Below are 17,655 nucleotides of genomic sequence, written 5' to 3'. Positions count from 1 at the left end.
CCCCGGACGTCCCCGGGGGGACGCCTTCCCGCCGGACGCCTACGCGCCGGACTCTTCCCGAGCGGCGATCTCGGCCTTCACGGCCTCCTTGGCCGCCTTCTCCGCGTCCGCGATCTGCCGCTTGGCGGCGGTCGCGTAGATGTCGACGTACTCCTGGCCGGACAGCTTCATGATCTCGTACATGACCTCGTCGGTCACCGAGCGGAGGATGAAGCGGTCCCCCTCCATGCCCTGGTAGCGGGTGAAGTCCAGCGGCTTGCCGATCCGGATGCCCGGACGCATCAGCTTGGGGACGACCTTGCCGGGCGGCTGGATCTTCTCGGTGTCGATCATGGCGACCGGGATCACCGGCGCGCCGGTGGCCAGGGCCACGCGCGCGAGGCCGCCGGGCTTGCCCCGGTAGAGGCGGCCGTCGGGCGAGCGGGTGCCCTCCGGGTAGATCCCGAAGAGGCCGCCGTTCTCGATGACCTCGATGCCGGCCTTGATCGCCGCCTCGCCCGCGCCGCGCGCGCCCGAGCGGTCCACCGGGAGCTGGCCGACGCCCTTGAAGAAGGCGGCGGTGAGCTTGCCCTTCACGCCCGGCGAGGTGAAGTACTCCGCCTTGGCGATGAAGGTGACCTTCCGGTCGAGCACCGCGGGCAGGAAGAAGGAGTCGGAGAACGACAGGTGGTTGCTCGCCAGGATCGCGGGTCCGTCGGCGGGGATGTTCTCCAGACCCTCCACCCAGGGCCGGAAGGCAAGCTTCAGGGACCCTCCGAGGGAGAACTTCATTGCGCCGTAGATCAACTCGCCATGCCTTCCGTGTGCCGTGGCGACGACTTTATCCCGTACCGGCGTACGGCCCCCGCTACGGCCCTGGTCGGTGTCGGTCCGGTCGCGTACCGTGAAGGTCCTTCCCCATCTTTCCGTCGCCTCGGCGCACCCGAGGGCGGACGCGAAGCCGAGCGAACAGGAGACCCCCGGTGCCGGTCCTTCCCGGAGCCGAGCCGTACCGCCATGAAGGCGGAGAGGTCGGCGTCCTTCTCTGTCACGGATTCACCGGTTCCCCGCAGTCGCTGCGCCCGTGGGCCGAGTTCCTGGCCGCACGCGGTCTGACGGTGTCCCTTCCGCTGCTGCCCGGACACGGCACCCGCTGGCAGGACATGCAGCTCACCACCTGGCACGACTGGTACGCCGAGGTCGACCGGGCGCTGGGCGAGCTCCTGGAGCGGTGCGCGACGGTCTTCGTGTTCGGCCTCTCCATGGGCGGGGCGCTGACCCTGCGGCTCGCCGCGCGGCACGGGGACGCCGTGCGGGGCATCGTCCTGGTGAACCCGGGGAACAAGGTGCACGGCCTGGCGGCGTACGCCCTGCCGGTCGCCCGCCATCTGGTCCCGTCGACCAGGGGCATCGCGAGCGACATCGCCAAGGAGGGCGTCACCGAGCTGGGCTACGACCGGGTGCCGCTGCACGCGGCGCACTCCGTGCGGCGCTTCTTCCAGACCGTGGACGCGGAGCTTCCGCAGGTCACGCAGCCGGTGGTGCTGCTCCACAGCCCGCAGGACCACGTCGTGCCGCCCGCCGACTCGGCCCGGATCCTGTCCCGGATCTCCTCGACGGACGTCCGGGAGGTCCTGCTGGAACAGAGCTACCACGTGGCGACGTTGGACCATGACGCGGAGCGCGTCTTCGACGAGAGCCTGGCCTTCGTCGAGCGTCTCGCGCCGGGTCTCGTGGACGAGAAGGGGAGCAGGAGCGGTGGCTGAGGAGCAGGACGGCGCCGGGCGGGAGCCGCAGCCCGTCGACGAGGAGGCGGCGTGGGCCGCGATCGTCGCGGGGTACGGCGAGGAGCCCGCCGACCCGCCGGGGGCGAAGCCGTTCCGGACCGTCGAGAACCTGTCGCTCCCCGAGCCGGAGGGCGACGGCGAGGGTGACGGCGAGGTCCGGCCGGTGCGTCCGGCGCCGGCGGCCGGTAAGGGCACGCCGTGGAAGCCTAGGCCGGCGCCCGGCGGCGCGGCGCCCGAGGGCTCCGAGGAGCCCGGGGCGGAGGAGGAGCCGGAGGCGGGGCCCGAGCGGCCCGCGCTCGGCAGCTCCGTGGTCTTCGCGCCCGGCGTGCGCCCCGCGGGCCCGCGCGACTACTCCCCGGCCGAGCCGGACGAGGCGTCCGGGGACTCCGACGAGGGCCACTTCGTGCCCCCGGAGCCGCCCCCGCTGCCCGAGACGGACGCGACGACCAGGTTCGCCTGGCTGGCCGTGGTCGGCGGCCCGGTGCTGATGCTGGTCGCGGTCCTGCTGGGCTGGGACATGACGTGGTGGCTGACCACGCTGTGCATCGGCGGCTTCCTGGGCGGCTTCGCGACGCTGGTGGGCCGGATGAAGCACGACGACGAGGACGACGGTTTCGACGACCCGGGCCGCGGCGCGGTCGTCTGACCCTCCCGGCACCGGGGCCGCGCGCCGGCCGGTGGCCCGCGGCCCCGGCCGGAGGCGGCCCCGCACCTCAGGGGGCCGGGGGCACCCGCACCGCCGCCAGGACGGGCAGGTGGTCGGTGGCGGCCCGCAGGTCCCCGGGGTCGAGGTCGGTCGGCACCCCGCAGCCGAGGAACTCGACGCCGGGGGTGGCGAGGATCGCGTCGATCCGCTGGTGCGGATCGGCGGGGGTCGAGGTGTACGCGCCTCCCCAGGGGCTGGCCTCCCAGCCGTCCCGGAGTTCGTTCGCCAGTCGCCGGAAGGCGGGGCCGTCGGGCCGTTCGTTGAGGTCGCCGGCGACCAGGGTGTACGGGGTGCCCAGGGCGGCGACCCGGTCGAGGACCATGCCCGCCTGGGCGTACCGCTCGTCCTTGCGCAGGCTGAGATGGCAGCTGATGAGGCCGACCCGGGCCCGGGCGAAGCGGACGACGGCGGTCGCCAGGCCGCGCCGGTGCAGGCCCGGGGTGAGCGGCAGCAGGACGTCCTCGGTGCGTTCCACGGTGGCCCGCAGGGAGCAGAGCAGCATCGGTCCGGCCGCGGTGGCGCCGCCGCTCAGCATCACGAGCTCGCTCTTGGCGGCGAGCCGGGCCGCGTGTTTGCGCCAGCGGAAGAAGCGGGGCGCCTCCTGGACGAAGACGAGGTCGGGATCGCAGGCCCGGATGACCCGGGCGAGAGCGTCCTCGTCGTCGCGCATCGAGCGCACGTTGTAGCTGAGGACCCGGAGGACGGCCGAACCGTCCTCCTCGGTGCGGGAGTTGGGCAGCTCACTGATCGCCATGACAGGTAACGTACGACAACCGCCCGCCGCGTCCACGGGGACGCGACGGGCGGTTGTCGGACGAGTGGCCGCTCAGCCCTGGCGGGCGAGGTCCGCCGCGCCGACCAGACCGGCCTTGTTGCCGAGCTGGGCCGCGAGGACCTGGGCGTGCGGACGCCACTGGCCGCCGATCAGCCAGCGCCGGAAGGACTTGCGGATCGGGTCGAGGACGAGGTCGCCCTCGTCCGAGACGCCGCCGCCGACGATGAACGCCGAGGGGTCGAACAGCGAGGCGAGGTCCGCGAGGCCGGCGCCGGCCCAGCGGGCCAGTTCGCGGAAGGAGTCGACGGCGACCGGGTCGCCGGCACGGGCGGCCTGGCTGACGTGCCGGCCCTCGATGCCCTCGGGGGTGCCGTCGCCGAGTCCGAGGAGGACCTCGGCCCGCTCGGGGGTGGCGTTGGCGCGCTGCTTGGCGTAGCGGACGAGCGCGCGCCCGGAGGCGTACTGCTCCCAGCAGCCCTGGCTGCCGCAGCCGCACAGCAGGCCGTCCGGGACGACCCGGATGTGGCCGAACTCGGCGGCCACGCCGAAGCGTCCGCGGCGCAGCTTGTTGCCGATGATGATGCCGCCGCCGAGGCCGGTGCCGAGGGTGATGCAGATGACGTCCTCGTGGCCCTGGCCGGCGCCGAAGCGGTACTCGCCCCAGGCCGCCGCGTTGGCGTCGTTCTCGACGACGACGGGCAGGCCGACCCGCTGCTCGACCTTGTCCTTGAGCGGCTCGTGCCGCCAGTCGATGTTCGGCGCGAAGAGGACGGTGGCGCGCTTGTCGTCGACGTAGCCCGCGGCGCCGATGCCGACGGCGTCGATCGTGTGGCCCTTGCCGGCCTCGGACACGGCGGCGCAGATCGCGTCGACGATGCCTTCGGGGGTCGGCGGGGTGGGCACCTTGTGCGTGTCGAGGATGTTGCCCTCCTCGTCGACCACGCCGGCCGCGATCTTCGTGCCGCCGATGTCGACGCCGATGGTGAGTCCCATGTGTCCCTCAGTTTTCGGTCGAGCCCCGCTAAGGCCCACCGTACCCGAGGGGGACGGCCGTCCCGATCAGTCCAGGTCGATGTGCTGGCCGGTTCCCGGCCCCTCGTCGTCCTTGCGGTCGCCGTCGGGGGCCTCTCCGGCGGCGGCCCGGCCGGTGTGCGCGCCGCCGTCCGCGGCCGTCCCGTCGGCCTCCCGGCGCGGGTCGCGCGGGTCGTCGGGGGTCACCTTCCCGTCGCGGGTCCAGCGGGTCTCGTGGGACTCGACGGCGGAGCGGTAGGCGGCGAGCAGTTCGCTGCCCGCGGCGGCGAGGTGGTCGAAGACCTGCGGGTTGCGCTCGATCACGGGCTCGACGGCGGCCTTCGCCTGGTTGACGAGCTGCTGCACGGTCTGCGCGGCCTGGCCCGCGAGCAGCGGGTTCCCCAGTCCTCCGGAGACCTTCTCCGCGACGGCCTCGAAGAGCTTGCGGAACTCGTCGGCGGCGGAGCCGGTGTCCGCACCGCGCTCCGCCCGGCGGCGGGCCTTCTCCGCCTCCAGGTCCTCGGCGCACGCCCTGGCCCAGGCATCCGAATCGCTCATGGCGTACTCCTCACTGGCTGGTACTTCGACGGTACACGCCCCCTCAGGGGGTACGGGGCCAGAGCCCGGGGTCCGGGGTGAAGCGGACCCGGAGGTCCCCGTCGACGAGTGCCGCGCCGGTGACGGTGCAGCGGCGCAGGGCGGCCGGCAGGGGCACGTTGCGGCGGAAGGCTCCCGCGGTCAGGAGCAGTTCGTCACCCCTGCGGACGAGGGACAGCTCCTGCTTGACCGCCTCGGGGAGGCCGATGTGCCACACCAGGACGCCGTCCTCCTCACGCCGGTCCTCGACGGACCAGGCCGGTACGGGGTCGGGGAGGTCCGCCGGGCGGCGGGCGGGCGCCAGGAGCACGAGGTCCTCGGGGCCGCGGGGGTCCCGGCCGAGGTGCGGCAGCTCGTCGACCGCGCCGGCGCAGGCGCGCAGCTCCGCGAGGTGCCGGTGCTGCTCGGCGGTGAGTCCGGCGAGCCAGGGGTCCTCGGAGTCGGCGGGCAGCAGCCGGTTGGCGACGACGGAGTCGAGGGGGAGGCGCTGGAGCGCGAGCCCGAGCCGGGCGGCGCGCAGGGCGCGGACGGCGGCGGGGCCGGGTTCGAGGACCAGCCGGACGCTGGTGCCGGGCGCCTCGACGACGGCCTGGACGGCGGCCAGCTCGGCCTCCCAGCGGCCGGTGGTCTCGTACAGCCACTGGGCGGGCATCGGGACCCCGGCGAGCTGGGCCAGCATCGGGCGCAGGGCGCGGGCGGCCTGGCGCTCGGCGGGCAGGAGGCGGCGCAGATAGCGGCGGAGCTGCTCGGGCAGGGCCAGCAGGGCGAGGGCCTCGGTGAGCGGCGGGAGGTCGACGACGGCGAGGTCGTGGCCGCCCTCGGCGGCGTCGCGCAGGGCGCGGAGCAGGGCGAAGGGGCGGCTGCCGGGGAGTTCGGTGAGTTCGGCGTCCTCGAAGGGCGCGACGCCCAGCAGGTCCAGGGCGGCGGAGGAGCGGTCCTGGAGGCTGAGGAACTCGCGGCGGAAGTCGTCGGCCGGCCGGGGCCGCAGGAGGCGGAGCCCGTCGTGGTCCGGCAGCGGTGCGGCGTCCTCGGAGACGAGCAGGACGCGGCGGCCGGCGCGCGCCTCGGCGAGGGCGGTGGCGGCGGCGACGGTGGTCCGGCCGGCGCCGCCGAGGCCGGTGACAAGGATGATCCGCATGCGGAGGACGTTACCGGCGCCCTCCGCGGCGCCGGGCGCGGGCGTCCGTTCCGCCGGGACGGCTCCGGCCGGGGCGGCGCGGGCGCGGGGTGTCCTGCCGATCCGGCCCGTCCGGCGTGGCCCCTGAGGGCCTGGGGGGTGTCTTGTCGATCAGGCCGGATCAGGCCCCGCGAGCCCGGCCCGATCGGCAGGACACCCTCTCAGGCGCCCGACTCGACGCGCTTCTTCAGGCCCGCGAGGGCGCGGTCGATGATGACCTTCTCGGCCTTGCGCTTGATCATGCCGAGCATGGGGATCTTGACGTCGACGGTCAGCTGGTAGGTGACCTCCGTGCGGTCGCCGCCGCCGACCGGGGAGAGCCGGTAGGAGCCGTCGAGGGAGCGGAGCATCTGGGACTTGACCAGCGTCCAGCTGACCTCGTTGCCCCCGGTCCAGGTGTACGCGAGGGTGTGGTCGTCCTTGATGGCGCCGGCGTCGAGGAGCAGCCGGACCTTCTCGGCTCGGCCGGAGCCGTCGGTCTCCAGGACCTCGGCCTCCTTCACCTCGCCCGTCCACTCGGGGTAGCGGGCGAAGTCGGCGATCACACCCATGACGTCGGCCGGTGCCGCCTCGATGGTGATGCTCGAGCTGGTGTGTTCGGCCATCGCGGTGGCTCCTCCACTGTGCGGTCCGGCGGAAGTAAAAGGGGCACAGACGTGCCGACGGAAGGCTATCGCGCTGCGCGGCGGGGCCCGTCACCACTCCAGGGCGAAGGGCCTGCCCGTCGACGCGAAGTGTCCGACGTTCACGCACTCGGTGGAGCCGATCCGCATCCGCTGCGCCAGCGGCTGGTGGACGTGGCCGAAGAGGGCGTAGCGGGGCCGGGTGCGCCGGACGGCGTCGAGCAGGGCCCGGCTGCCGCGCTCGAAGCGGCGGGCGACGGTGTCGTACGTCAGGTCCGGCACCTCCGGCGGGATGTGGGAGCAGAGGACGTCGACCTCGCCGAGGGCCTCGACCTTCGCCGCGTACTCCTCGTCGGAGATCTCGTACGGGGTGCGCATCGGGGTGCGCAGTCCGCCTCCGACGAAGCCGAAGACGAGGCCGCCGAGCTCGACCCGCTCGCCGTCGAGCACGGTGGTCCCGGGCCGGGCGAACTCGGGCCAGAAGCGGGGAATGTCGACGTTGCCGTAGGTGGCGTAGGTGGGGGTGGGGAAGGCGGCGAAGAGTTCGGCGTACTGCCGGCGGACCGCGGCCTCGATCGCGGTCTCGCGGTCGACGTCGAGCTCGGCCCAGAGGCGGCGCCCCAGGTCGCGGGCCTCGTCGAAGCGGCGGGCGGTGCGCAGCTCGACCAGCCGGTCGGCGTTCTCGACGCCGAAGAGGTCGGGGAAGATCCCCCGGCTGTGGTCGGCGTAGTCGAGGAAGAGGACCAGGTCCCCGAGGCATATCAGGGCGTCGGCGCCGTCCCCCGCCCTGGCGAGGTCTCCGGCGTTGCCGTGCACATCACTGACCACATGGACTCGCATGGGCCCACCTTAGGGGGTGTCACCTGCGGTTACTTCCGAGTCCGGAAACCTGTGGATTACTGTGCGGAGAGCACCGCCACACAGGTGTGACGCACGGAACATCTGGCCGGAACCCCCTATCCGGAACCGTCTACCGATGGGTAACGTCCGGGCAGTCCAGTCGTGCTCTCCCCCACGGAGCACCCGCCAGTTCTTGGACTACACCGGTGCATCACACAGAGCCGTGGCGCCGGCGCCCGATGAGGAGCAGCAGTCTTGCGCGAGTTCAGCCTTCCGGCCCTGTACGAGGTCCCCGCGGACGGCAACCTGACGGATCTCATCCGCCGCAACGCCTCCCAGCACCCAGACGTCGCCGTCATGGGACGCAAGGTCGACGGCGTGTGGACGGACGTGACCGCGACGCAGTTCCTCGCGGAGGTCCGCGGGGCGGCCAAGGGCCTGATCGCCGCCGGCGTCGAGCCGGGCGACCGGGTCGCGCTGCTCTCCCGCACGCGCTACGAGTGGGTCCTCCTCGATTTCGCGATCTGGAGCGCGGGCGGTGTGACCGTACCCGTGTACGAGACCAGCTCGCCGGAGCAGATCCAGTGGATCCTCGGCGACTCGGGCGCGACCCTGGTGCTCGTCGAGAGCGCGGCCCACCAGGAGTCGGTGGTGTCGGTCCAGGAGAACCTGCCGGACCTCAAGGGCATCTGGCAGATCGAGGACGACGCGGTCGCGCAGCTGACCGCGACCGGCCTCGACGTGTCCGACGCGCTCCTCGACGCGCGCATGTCGGCGGCGAACGCGGACGACCCGGCGACGATCGTCTACACCTCGGGCACGACGGGCCGCCCCAAGGGCTGCGTCCTCACCCACCGGGCGTTCTTCGCGGAGTGCGGCAACGTGGTGGAGCGGCTGAAGCCGCTCTTCCGCACCGGCGAGTGCTCGGTGCTGCTGTTCCTGCCCGCGGCGCACGTCTTCGGCCGGCTCGTCGAGGTCGCGTCCGTGATGGCGCCGATCCGTCTCGGCTGCGTCCCCGACATCAAGAACCTCACGGACGAGCTGGCCTCGTTCCGGCCGACGCTGATCCTGGGCGTGCCCCGGGTCTTCGAGAAGGTGTACAACTCGGCGCGGGCCAAGGCGCAGGCCGACGGCAAGGGCAAGATCTTCGACAAGGCCGCGCACACGGCCATCGCGTACAGCCGGGCGCTGAGCACCCCGCAGGGCCCGTCCCTCGGCCTGCGGCTGAAGCACAAGGTCTTCGACAAGCTGGTCTTCAGCAAGCTGCGGGCGGTGCTCGGCGGCCGCGGCGAGTACGCGATCTCGGGCGGCGCGCCGCTGGGCGAGCGGCTCGGCCACTTCTTCCGGGGCATCGGCTTCACGGTCCTGGAGGGCTACGGCCTGACGGAGTCGTGCGCGGCGACGGCGTTCAACCCCTGGGACCGGCAGAAGATCGGCACGGTCGGTCAGCCGCTGCCGGGCTCGGTGGTGCGGATCGCCGACGACGGCGAGGTGCTGCTGCACGGCGAGCACATCTTCTCGCGGTACTGGAACAACGAGTCGGCGACGGCCGAGGCGCTCGCGGACGGCTGGTTCCACACCGGCGACATCGGCACGCTCGACGAGGACGGCTACCTCGCGATCACCGGCCGGAAGAAGGAGATCCTGGTGACGGCGGGCGGCAAGAACGTCGCCCCGGCGGTCATCGAGGACCGGATCCGGGCGCACGCGCTGGTCGCGGAGTGCATGGTGGTCGGCGACGGGCGTCCGTTCGTGGGCGCGCTGGTCACGATCGACGAGGAGTTCCTGGGGCGCTGGGCCTCGGAGAACGGCAAGCCGGCCGGCTCGACGGCGGCGACGCTCCGCGACGACACGGACCTGGTGGCGGAGGTCCAGCGGGCGATCGACGACGGCAACGCGGCGGTCTCCAAGGCGGAGTCGGTCCGCCGGTTCCGCATCCTCCCGGCCCAGTTCACCGAGGAGGCGGGCCACATCACGCCGTCCCTGAAGCTCAAGCGGAACGTGGTGGCGAAGGACTTCGCGGACGAGATCGAGGCGATCTACCGGGCCTGACGGTCCGGCGCGGGGACGGCCGGAGGGCCCGGGGCGATCACCGCCCCGGGCCCTCCGGCCGTTTCCACCGCCGCGCGGGGCCGGTGACGCCCTTCCGCGGGCCGGGGGCCCACAGCGCGGCCCTGGGGCCCTGCCGCGTCCGCCCCCAGGCAAGGGGGCCCAGCCCTTGGGCCCCGACGTCCGCCCGCCGGGCAGGGCGCCGCCCGGCGCCGCCCTGCGTCGGGCCCCGGGCGCTACAGAAGTTCCTTGAGCCGGTCCGCGAGGAGGTCCCAGCGCCACTTCTCCTCGACCCAGGCCCGGCCCCGCTCGCCCATCCGGGCGCGGAGCTCGGGGTCGAGGAGGAGGGTGGTGACGCGGTCGGCGGTGTCCTCGGCGGAACCGCCCCGGACGACCCAGCCGGTCTCCCCGTCGAGGACCGCGTCGGGGGCGCCGCCCGAGTCGCCCGCGACGACCGGGAGTCCGGTCGCGGAGGCCTCCAGGTAGACGATGCCGAGGCCTTCGACGTCGAGGCCTCCGCGCCGGGTGCGGCAGGGCATGGCGAAGACGTCGCCGGCCCCGTAGTGGGCGGGCAGCTCCGACCAGGGGACGGCGCCGGTGAAGCGTACGGATCCGGCCACGCCGGTCTCCGCGGCGAGCCGGTGCAGGTCCTTCTCGTACGGGCCGCCGCCGACGATCAGGAGGACCGCGTCCGGCACCCGGCGGAGGATCAGCGGCATGGCCCGGATCAGGGTGTCCTGGCCCTTGCGGGGCACGAGCCGGGAGACGCAGACGACGACGGGGCGGTCGCTCAGCCCGAGGCGGGCGCGGACCCCGGCGCCGCCCGAGCCGGGGTGGAAGGTCTTCTCGTCGACCCCCGGCGGCAGTTGCCTCATGCGGTCGGCGGCGGCGGGCGTGAGGGCCGTCGCGATCCGGGAGCGGGTGTACTCGCCGAGGTACGTGAGGGTGTCCGTGCCCTCGCCGATGCGCCGCAGCAACCGGCGGGAGGCGGGCAGCTGCGCCCAGCCGGCCTCGTGGCCGTGTGTGGTGGCGACCAGCCGCCGCGCGCCGGCCCGGCGCAGCGCGGGGGCCATCAGCCCGAGCGGCGCGGCCGCGCCGAACCACACGGACGTGCAGCCGTGCTCGCGCAGGAGCGCGGTGGCGCGGGCCGTGACCCGAGGTGTGGGCAACAGCATGGTGGTGCGATCCCGGACGACCGTGAAAGGCTGTTCGGCGTCGAACGCGGCCGTCGCCTCGATCCCTTCGCGGCTGCGCTTCCAGGTGGAGGCGTACACCACGATCTGCTCGGGATCCAGACGGAGGGCCATGTTGTGCAGGAAGGCCTGGATTCCGCCCGGTCGCGGCGGGAAGTCGTTGGTTACGATCAGGGTCTTGTGCATCGGGGCCGACAGTACCGCGAGCGCACCCACCGCCCAGCACCACCACTCCCCCGCGGCAGCGGGCCGACAGGACGAGGAACGGGACGGGTATGACGGGGGCAGTGGGAACGGGATCACGCGCGCGTCTCCGCCTCCCGCTCGGCCTCTGGGGCCTGACCCGGATCGTCCTCCTGCTGTGCGCGTTCAGGATCGTCGTGGTCCCCGGCCCGGACGCGACGCTGGAGGTCGAGCAGATCTACCAGGGCTGGTACGACGTCCTGCGGACCGGTGTGTACCCCCGGGACGACGTGACCTGGCAGTACCCGCCGGCCGCCGCGCTCGCGGTCCTCTCCCCCGCGCTGCTGCCCTTCCTCGGCTACAAGACGGCGTTCTTCGTGCTCGCGCTCCTCTGCGACGCCGTCGTCATGGGCCTCCTGCTGCACACCGGCCGCCGGGCGGGCCGGTCGATGCGGGGGGCGTGGCTCTGGCTGGCCGCGGTGCCCCTGCTCGGCCCGACCGCGTACGCCCGCTACGACATCATGGTGACGGCCGTCGCCATGGCCGCCCTGCTGGCCGTCCGCCGCGACCCGCGGGTCCTCGGGGTCCTCGCCGGCTTCGGCGCCGTCCTCAAGGTGTGGCCGGCGCTGCTGCTGGCCGGCACCCCGAAGGGCGGGGCGACCCGGCGCTCCTGGCCGGTGGCGGCGGGCACGGCGGCCGGGGTGCTGCTGCTGTGCGCGGCCTGGATGCCGGGGTCACTGGCCTTCCTCTCGTACCAGAGCGAGCGGGGCACGGAGGTCGAGTCGCTGGGGGCGATGGTCTTCCACGTCGCCCGGCACTTCGGCTGGGAGGGCGAGGCCCGGATGAACTACGGGTCGATGGAGTTCCTCGGCCCCTACGTGTCCTGGGTGTCGACCGGGGCGATGGTGCTGACCGCGGCCGCGTTCGGCTGGCTCGCGCTGTGGCGGTACCGGGCGCGCCGGTTCGACTCGTCGACGACGGCGGACGCGGCGTTCGTCGCGGTCCTGCTCTTCACGGTGACGAGCCGGGTGATCTCACCGCAGTACATGATCTGGCTGTTCGGCCTCGCCGCGGTCTGCCTCGCCTACCGCTCGTCGCGGATGCGGCGCCCCGCCCATCTGGTGCTGTGGGCGACGGCCGTGACGCAGTTCGAGTTCCCCGTCTGGTTCTCGCACGTGACGCAGAGCGATCCCCTGGGCATCGCGGTGCTGTTCCTGCGCAACGGCCTCCTGGTGTGGGCCGCCCTCTCCGCCTGCCGCACCCTGTGGCGGCACACGGTGACCGACGCCGGTGTCGTGCGGATCCCCGGACAGGCGCGGCAGCCCGAGCGCGAAAAGGTCCTGGCAGGTTCGGCCTGACGGTAGCGGCCCGAACACCGATACGCACGGGTGCTACCCTGATGCACCTTTGCCCGCCTGTGAGGTTCTCCTGCTGACATGAACAACCCGATTCTCTCGGTCGACACGCTTCAGCGGCACGGGAAAGGCGGCGAAGGGGCCGCTGCGGAGGCTGCACCGAAAACCCCCGCGGGAATATCCTGGAAATCCCTGACCCTGGTTTCCGGCGCTTTCTTCCTGTTGTATCTCCTGCTGTCCGCGCGCCGTCACGCGGCGAACCTGACGACCGGTTACGACCTGGGCATCTTCACCCAGATCGTCCGGTCCTACGCCGAGCTGTCCGCCCCGTACTCGAATCTCAAGGGGCCCGACTACAACACGCTCGGGGACCATTTCCACCCGATTCTCGCCCTGCTCGCCCCGGTATACCGGGTATTTCCGTCCAGCTATACGCTGCTGGTCTGCCAGGCCGCTCTCATCGCATTCTCCGTCGTCCCCCTGATGAAATGGGCGAACGAGGTCCGGGGACGGAACTTCGCCTACTGGACCGGCATCTCCTACGGCGCCTCCTGGGGAATAGCGGCACTCATCTTCTTCGACTTCCACGAAGTCGCCTTCGCGGTCCCGCTGCTGTCCCTCTCGCTCTGCGCGGCGGGCCGGGGGAACTGGCGCGCCGCCGCCCTCTGGTCGCTGCCGCTGGTGCTGGTCAAGGAGGACCTGGGTCTCACCGTCGCGGCGATCGGCCTCTATGTGGCGTGGAAGGGACCGCGGGTGACGGGGCTCGCCGTCGCCGCCTTCGGGGCCTGTGCGACGGCGCTGGAGATGGCGGTGATCCTCCCGTACTTCAACCCGCTCGGGCGGTTCGCCTATCTGCCGCCCGAGACCGCGGAGGAGGTCGGGTTGCTGGCGGAGACCGCCGGAACGCTCTGGCCCCCGATCAAGTGGCTGACCCTCCTCATGATCGTCGCCCCGACCGGCTTCCTGGCCCTGCGGTCGCCGATCCTGCTGGTGGCGCTGCCGACGCTGGCCTGGCGCTTCACCGGCTCGAACCCGTTCTACTGGGGGATGGAGTTCCACTACAGCGCGGTCCTCATGCCGGTCGCCTTCGCCGCCGCCGTCCACGCGGTCGCCGGCCGCGTGCCCGCGCGTCGGGTCGTGCCCGCCTGTGTCGTGGGCGCCGTGGTCACCGCCGTCACCTTCTTCACCCACCCGCTGCACGAGGTCGTCCTGCCGCGGACGTGGAGCGACTCGGCCTACGTCAGGACCTCGGACGCGCTCCTGGAGCGGATCCCCGACGGCGCGACGGTGGCGGCGTCGAACCGGCTGGCCGCCCAGCTCGCCGACCGGGCGGTCGTGAGCGAGGTGTGCCTCTTCCCCCGCTCCTTCCCGCCGAGGGAGCGGCCCGAATGGCTGATCTACGACGCCGCCGACACCTCCGATCCGGAGTGCGCGACCGGCCGGGAGCTGGAGACGGCCGACCCGCACGTCCCCGGCTACCGGGTCGTGGAGACCCGGGACGGGATCACCCTGCTCCGGCTGACCCCGGACGGGAAGCCCGCCCGGTAGGCCGGTCGGGGCCGCCCGCGGCGGCCCTCAGCCCAGCCGCTCCCCGAGGTACCGCCGCCACTCCGCGGTGAACTCCTCCGGAGTGGTGTCCAGCACGTCCCGGAGGGCCTTCTCCACCGCGCCCTCCCGGCCGGGGTGCGCGCCCACCGCGCGGTAGAAGTCCCGCAGCTCCGCCTCGCCCCAGCGGTCGGCGATCAGTGCGCAGGCCAGCCAGCCGCCCTCGTACGCCCTGGCCAGCGCCTCCGCGTCCGCGCCGAAGGCGAAGTCGGGGTCCTCCGGGAGCCGGGCGGGCAGCTCACCGGCCCGGACCGCGCGCAGCAGCTCGGGGGCCGCCTGCGCGGCCGTGCGGCCGGCGTCCCGGTAGGCGACCCAGTCGGCGAAGCCCTCGGAGAGCCAGACCGGGGTGGACGGGGTGGTGGCCGAGCGGGTGGCGACGTGGACGGTCTCGTGGGTGAGGACCAGCTGCCGGCCGAACTCCCCCAGCACCCCGTACGCCTCCGGGTTCACGATCACCCGGTCCGCGGGCGCGTCCGCGCCGCCCCGGGTCTCCCCCGTGGTGACGGCGGCGATGCCCCGGTAGGAGCTCCCCGGCGCCCCCAGGAGCTCCCCCATCCCGGTCAGCGACCCGGGGACCAGGACCACCACGTCGCGGGCCCACTCCGCGGGCCAGGCGCCGGAGACGGCGGGGACGGCCCGGTCCGCCGCGGCGGCGATCTCGCGAAGCCGCTCGGGCCTCTGGCCGACGCCGAGGACGAGCGAGCGGGCGCCCCGGACGGTCGTCACGTCGCCCTGCTCCCAGAGCTGCCGCGGGGCGCCGGGGGCCGGGCGGTCGCCGGTCACGTACCAGCGTCCGGCCCGCTCGGTCAGGTCGAGGACCCGGGAGCCGGTGAGGGGACGCCGGTCGTGACCGGCCAGCCGGTGGCCGAGCTCGGCGCGTACGGTGGCGCGGCCGGCCTCCGTGCGGTCGACCCAGGTGACCCGGTAGCTCCAGCCGTCGACGGGGACCGTCGCGAGCCGCCGGAAGACGGCGAGGGCCGTCGGGGCGTACGAGGCGTCGACGTCGGCCAGGTATCCGGGCTGGTCGCGGTCGAGCAGCGCCCTCGCGTGCCGGTCGAGGAGCGCCTGGAACTCCCGTTCGGCGGTGTCGGCGGGCCGGCCGGGGCTCGCGCCGCAGCCGACGAGCCCGGCGAGCAGGAGGAGCAGGACCGCCAGGCAGGCCGTCGCCGGCCTGCGCGCTCCACACCCCTGACCCGACACGCTTCCGATCGTACGGTCGGATCGCGGCGCGGACCGCTCCCGGTCCCGGCCGGACCGTGGTCCGGCCCGTCCCCGGCCGGCTCAGACCCGGGTGACCGTCACGTGGGACATCATGTTCACCGGGTCGTAGCGGACGGCGGCGCCCGGGTAGGGGGCGTGGATGACCTGGCCGTTCCCGGCGTAGATCCCGACGTGGCTGGCGTCGCCGCGGTAGGTGACGAGGTCGCCGGGCTGCGCCTGCGAGAGCGGCACCTGCCGGCCCGCGTACCGCTGCGCCGAGGAGGTCCGCGGCAGGCTGATCCCGGCCTTCCCGTACGACCAGACCATCAGACCGGAGCAGTCGAAGGCGGAGGGGCCGGTCGCCCCCCACACGTACGGCTTGCCGACCGCGCTGCGGGCGGCGAGCACCGCGGCGGCTGCCCGCGAGGAGCCGGGCGCCGCCTCGGCCATCGGGGGCAGCTCCTCCGCGCGCCCGCCGGAGCGGGAGGCCCGGTCGAAGTCGGCGCGCTCCTCGGCGGTGAGGCTCGCGAGGACCCGGCGGGCCTCGGCGAGCTTCCCCTCGACGACGCGCTTGTGACGGGCGACCTCGGCCCGGCTGCGCTCCAGCTCGGCCAGGGTCGCCCGGGCCTCGGACCGCTTCTGGTCGAGCCGGCGCTGCTCCCGCCTGAGCTCGCCGAGCGCGGCGCTCTGCCGGGCCGTGATCCGGTCGAGCGCGGAGGCCCGGTCGAGGTAGGTGTCCGGGTCGGAGGAGAGCAGCAGCGCGAGGGCGGGGTCGATGCCGCCGGAGCGGTACTGGGCGCCGGCGACCGAACCGAGCGCGCCCCGCATGCGGTTGATGCGCTCCTGGCCACGGGCGAGGCCGTCCTGGGCCTGGGAGACCGTGCGGCGCAGCGCGTCCGTCTTCTCGTCCGCCCGGTTGTAGCCCTCGGTGGCCTTCTCGGCCTCCTCGAAGAGCCGGTCCACCGTGGCACGGGTGGCCGCGGATCCGGCCCCCGGGTCGGCGCTCGCGGGGACGGCCCCGAGGGTCGCCGCCGCGGTGGCCGCGGCGGCGGTGAGGACGGTGACCCTGGCGGGTCGGCGGTGGGACACCACGACTCGCGCTCCGTTCGGCTCGACGCAGACTGGCGCGGCAGACAGTAGCCGTTGATCAGTCCCCGTCCAACGAAGGCGCCGGGCACACAAAATGACGCCCCGCCGGAGATCACAAGGTCACCGGCGGGGCGTCAGGTCAGCTCGCGTCGCGGCGAACCACCCGATTGGGCGGTACTGCTGCGCGGGTCGCGTCGGGCGGATCAGCCGCCGATGCGGACGCCGAACTGGAAGGTGCCCATGTAGTTCATGGACTCGTAGCGGACGCTGGCACCCGGCTTGGGCGCGTGGAGGATCGTGTTGTTGCCCGCGTACAGACCCACGTGCGACAGGCCGTTGAAGAAGACCAGGTCGCCCGGCTTGAGCTGGCTGCGGCCGATCTTCACGCCGTCGTTCTGCTGGGTGTACGTGGTGCGGGTGAGACCGACGCCGGCCTTGCCGTAGGCCCACTGGGTCAGACCGGAGCAGTCGTACGCGCCGGGGCCCTCCGCGCCGGACTGGTACGGCTTGCCGATCTGGGTGGCGGCGGCGCTGAGCGCGGCGGCGCCGAGACCGCTCGCGGGGACCTCGTTGCCGAGGTCGATGCGCTCGCCGGCGGCGCGGCTGGCGCGCTGCTCCTTCTGCCGCTCCTCCTCGGCCAGCTTGGCCTTCTCGGCGGCGGTGAGGGTGTTGAGGAGCTTCTGCGCCTCGGCGAGCTTGCCCTGGAACTTCTTCTTCTTCTCGCCGAGCGTCTTGCGGACGTCGTCGAGGTCGGCCAGCTTGGTGGTGGCCTCGGCCCGCTGCTGGGCGAGCGTGCGCTGCTTGGCCTGGATCGAGGTGAGCACGTCGGCCTGCTGGGCGCTCAGCTGGTCGATCGCGGACGCCTTGTCGAGGTAGGTGTCCGGGTCGGCGGAGAGGAAGAGCTGGAGCGCCGGGTCGATGCCGCCGGAGCGGTACTGGGCGCTGGCGACCGAACCGATCTGGTCGCGCAGGGTGTTGAGCTCCTGCTGGCCGCGGGCCACCTTGTCCTGGAGGTTGCCGATCTCGTCCTGCAGCTTGCCGCGGCGCTCCTCGGCGAGGTTGTACTGCTCCGTGGCCTCCTCGGCCTCGTGGTGCAGCTTGTCGACCTTCGACTTGACCTCGTCGATCTTGGGCTTGGCGGGGGCCGCCTGGGCACCGGTCTGGGCGGTGAGCGCTACGGCGGCGGCCGCGGTCGCGGTGAGAACGGTCACGCGCATGCGGCTCGGCTGCTTGGGTCGACGGTGGGACGCCACGAAGGCGAGCTCCTTCTTCCTCAGAGCCGCCCAACCGGTAAGGGGCAGGCGGTTCCTCCGCCGCCACCCCGGATGGGTGATCAACCGCGCGAAGGTTCGAGCCCCGACCCTAGTGACCAACTTGTGATCAGTTCAAATCCCACCGGCAAAAATATCCCTCACCGGCCACTTAATTTACACAGACCGCACAGGCAGTGATGGGCACTTGACGGTGCGCCCTCCAGAATCCGGGC

Annotated in this window: 16 protein-coding genes; 5 read left to right on the top strand and 11 right to left on the bottom strand. The window is 73.4% G+C overall.

Annotated features, from left to right (window positions below; all coding sequences use genetic code 11):
* Positions 1 to 39: 39 nt before the first annotated feature.
* On the bottom strand, positions 40 to 771 hold the full coding sequence (locus ACF09E_RS24855; protein ID WP_148004468.1) for a 1-acyl-sn-glycerol-3-phosphate acyltransferase: 732 nt from the start codon (positions 769 to 771) through the stop codon (positions 40 to 42).
* Positions 772 to 962: 191 nt separating this feature from the next.
* Here ACF09E_RS24855 and ACF09E_RS24850 point away from each other — a divergent pair, with 191 nt between their 5' ends.
* Together ACF09E_RS24850 and ACF09E_RS24845 are read left to right on the top strand one after the other, a co-directional pair.
* Positions 963 to 1,745, top strand: a complete 783-nt coding sequence (locus tag ACF09E_RS24850) for an alpha/beta hydrolase (RefSeq protein WP_392207164.1) — start codon at positions 963 to 965, stop codon at positions 1,743 to 1,745.
* The gene (locus ACF09E_RS24845; RefSeq protein WP_388802166.1) at positions 1,738 to 2,412 is read left to right on the top strand and encodes a hypothetical protein; all 675 of its coding nucleotides are present in this window, start codon (positions 1,738 to 1,740) and stop codon (positions 2,410 to 2,412) included. The genes ACF09E_RS24850 and ACF09E_RS24845 overlap by 8 nt, the downstream gene beginning before the upstream one ends.
* Positions 2,413 to 2,479: 67 nt before the next feature.
* On the opposite strand, the gene ACF09E_RS24840 is transcribed toward ACF09E_RS24845, so the two are convergent.
* The 6 genes from ACF09E_RS24840 to ACF09E_RS24815 all read right to left on the bottom strand — a co-directional run bounded on the left by ACF09E_RS24840 (position 2,480) and on the right by ACF09E_RS24815 (position 7,495).
* A complete protein-coding gene (locus ACF09E_RS24840; protein ID WP_392207162.1) occupies positions 2,480 to 3,226 on the bottom strand; it encodes an endonuclease/exonuclease/phosphatase family protein in 747 nt (248 codons plus the stop codon).
* A 72-nt stretch (positions 3,227 to 3,298) separates the two neighbouring features.
* Positions 3,299 to 4,240 carry an ROK family glucokinase gene (locus tag ACF09E_RS24835; RefSeq protein ID WP_148004464.1) on the bottom strand — a complete coding sequence of 314 codons (942 nt, stop codon included), beginning with the start codon at positions 4,238 to 4,240 and terminating at the stop codon, positions 3,299 to 3,301.
* 66 nt (positions 4,241 to 4,306) lie between these two features.
* Positions 4,307 to 4,816, bottom strand: coding sequence for a DUF5304 domain-containing protein (locus ACF09E_RS24830; RefSeq protein ID WP_392207160.1), 510 nt, complete (start codon positions 4,814 to 4,816; stop codon positions 4,307 to 4,309).
* A 43-nt stretch (positions 4,817 to 4,859) separates the two neighbouring features.
* On the bottom strand, positions 4,860 to 5,993 hold the full coding sequence (locus ACF09E_RS24825; RefSeq protein WP_392207158.1) for an ArsA-related P-loop ATPase: 1,134 nt from the start codon (positions 5,991 to 5,993) through the stop codon (positions 4,860 to 4,862).
* 200 nt (positions 5,994 to 6,193) lie between these two features.
* Positions 6,194 to 6,637 carry an SRPBCC family protein gene (locus ACF09E_RS24820; protein WP_388802154.1) on the bottom strand — a complete coding sequence of 148 codons (444 nt, stop codon included), beginning with the start codon at positions 6,635 to 6,637 and terminating at the stop codon, positions 6,194 to 6,196.
* 90 nt (positions 6,638 to 6,727) lie between these two features.
* Positions 6,728 to 7,495 carry a metallophosphoesterase gene (locus tag ACF09E_RS24815; protein WP_392207156.1) on the bottom strand — a complete coding sequence of 256 codons (768 nt, stop codon included), beginning with the start codon at positions 7,493 to 7,495 and terminating at the stop codon, positions 6,728 to 6,730.
* A 255-nt stretch (positions 7,496 to 7,750) separates the two neighbouring features.
* On the opposite strand from ACF09E_RS24815, the gene ACF09E_RS24810 reads away from it, so the two are divergent.
* Positions 7,751 to 9,547 carry an AMP-dependent synthetase/ligase gene (locus ACF09E_RS24810; RefSeq protein ID WP_392207154.1) on the top strand — a complete coding sequence of 599 codons (1,797 nt, stop codon included), beginning with the start codon at positions 7,751 to 7,753 and terminating at the stop codon, positions 9,545 to 9,547.
* A gap of 233 nt (positions 9,548 to 9,780) precedes the next feature.
* On the opposite strand, the gene ACF09E_RS24805 is transcribed toward ACF09E_RS24810, so the two are convergent.
* On the bottom strand, positions 9,781 to 10,923 hold the full coding sequence (locus ACF09E_RS24805) for a glycosyltransferase family 4 protein (protein ID WP_392207152.1): 1,143 nt from the start codon (positions 10,921 to 10,923) through the stop codon (positions 9,781 to 9,783).
* An 89-nt stretch (positions 10,924 to 11,012) separates the two neighbouring features.
* Between ACF09E_RS24805 and ACF09E_RS24800 the strand changes: the two genes are divergently transcribed.
* Positions 11,013 to 12,278 carry a glycosyltransferase family 87 protein gene (locus ACF09E_RS24800; protein WP_361847895.1) on the top strand — a complete coding sequence of 422 codons (1,266 nt, stop codon included), beginning with the start codon at positions 11,013 to 11,015 and terminating at the stop codon, positions 12,276 to 12,278.
* Between the two features lie 219 nt (positions 12,279 to 12,497).
* Positions 12,498 to 13,823 (top strand): DUF2079 domain-containing protein, encoded by a 1,326-nt coding sequence (locus tag ACF09E_RS24795; protein ID WP_392207150.1) that lies wholly within the window; start codon positions 12,498 to 12,500, stop codon positions 13,821 to 13,823.
* Positions 13,824 to 13,850: 27 nt separating this feature from the next.
* On the opposite strand, the gene ACF09E_RS24790 is transcribed toward ACF09E_RS24795, so the two are convergent.
* The 3 genes from ACF09E_RS24790 to ACF09E_RS24780 all read right to left on the bottom strand — a co-directional run bounded on the left by ACF09E_RS24790 (position 13,851) and on the right by ACF09E_RS24780 (position 17,422).
* Positions 13,851 to 15,080: a hypothetical protein gene (locus tag ACF09E_RS24790; RefSeq protein ID WP_392207148.1), complete on the bottom strand. Its 1,230-nt coding sequence runs from the start codon at positions 15,078 to 15,080 to the stop codon at positions 13,851 to 13,853.
* Between the two features lie 81 nt (positions 15,081 to 15,161).
* Entirely contained in the window at positions 15,162 to 16,172 is a 1,011-nt protein-coding gene (locus ACF09E_RS24785) for an NlpC/P60 family protein (protein WP_392207146.1), read from the bottom strand.
* 200 nt (positions 16,173 to 16,372) lie between these two features.
* Positions 16,373 to 17,422 (bottom strand): NlpC/P60 family protein, encoded by a 1,050-nt coding sequence (locus tag ACF09E_RS24780; protein ID WP_392207144.1) that lies wholly within the window; start codon positions 17,420 to 17,422, stop codon positions 16,373 to 16,375.
* Positions 17,423 to 17,655: the final 233 nt, after the last annotated feature.

Origin of the sequence: Streptomyces sp. NPDC014891 (assembly GCF_043081085.1) — a bacterium.
GTDB lineage: Bacteria > Actinomycetota > Actinomycetes > Streptomycetales > Streptomycetaceae > Streptomyces.
Note: the sequence above shows the minus strand (reverse complement) of the source record. Positions and strands in the feature narration are given on the sequence as shown.

Coding starts and splice junctions, on each gene's coding strand:
- ACF09E_RS24855 (WP_148004468.1), bottom strand. CDS start 771: ATGAAGTTCTCCCTCGGAGGGTCCCTGAAGCTTGCCTTCCGGCCCTGG.
- ACF09E_RS24805 (WP_392207152.1), bottom strand. CDS start 10,923: ATGCACAAGACCCTGATCGTAACCAACGACTTCCCGCCGCGACCGGGC.
- ACF09E_RS24815 (WP_392207156.1), bottom strand. CDS start 7,495: ATGCGAGTCCATGTGGTCAGTGATGTGCACGGCAACGCCGGAGACCTC.
- ACF09E_RS24830 (WP_392207160.1), bottom strand. CDS start 4,816: ATGAGCGATTCGGATGCCTGGGCCAGGGCGTGCGCCGAGGACCTGGAG.
- ACF09E_RS24840 (WP_392207162.1), bottom strand. CDS start 3,226: ATGGCGATCAGTGAGCTGCCCAACTCCCGCACCGAGGAGGACGGTTCG.
- ACF09E_RS24835 (WP_148004464.1), bottom strand. CDS start 4,240: ATGGGACTCACCATCGGCGTCGACATCGGCGGCACGAAGATCGCGGCC.
- ACF09E_RS24820 (WP_388802154.1), bottom strand. CDS start 6,637: ATGGCCGAACACACCAGCTCGAGCATCACCATCGAGGCGGCACCGGCC.
- ACF09E_RS24825 (WP_392207158.1), bottom strand. CDS start 5,993: ATGCGGATCATCCTTGTCACCGGCCTCGGCGGCGCCGGCCGGACCACC.
- ACF09E_RS24800 (WP_361847895.1), top strand. CDS start 11,013: ATGACGGGGGCAGTGGGAACGGGATCACGCGCGCGTCTCCGCCTCCCG.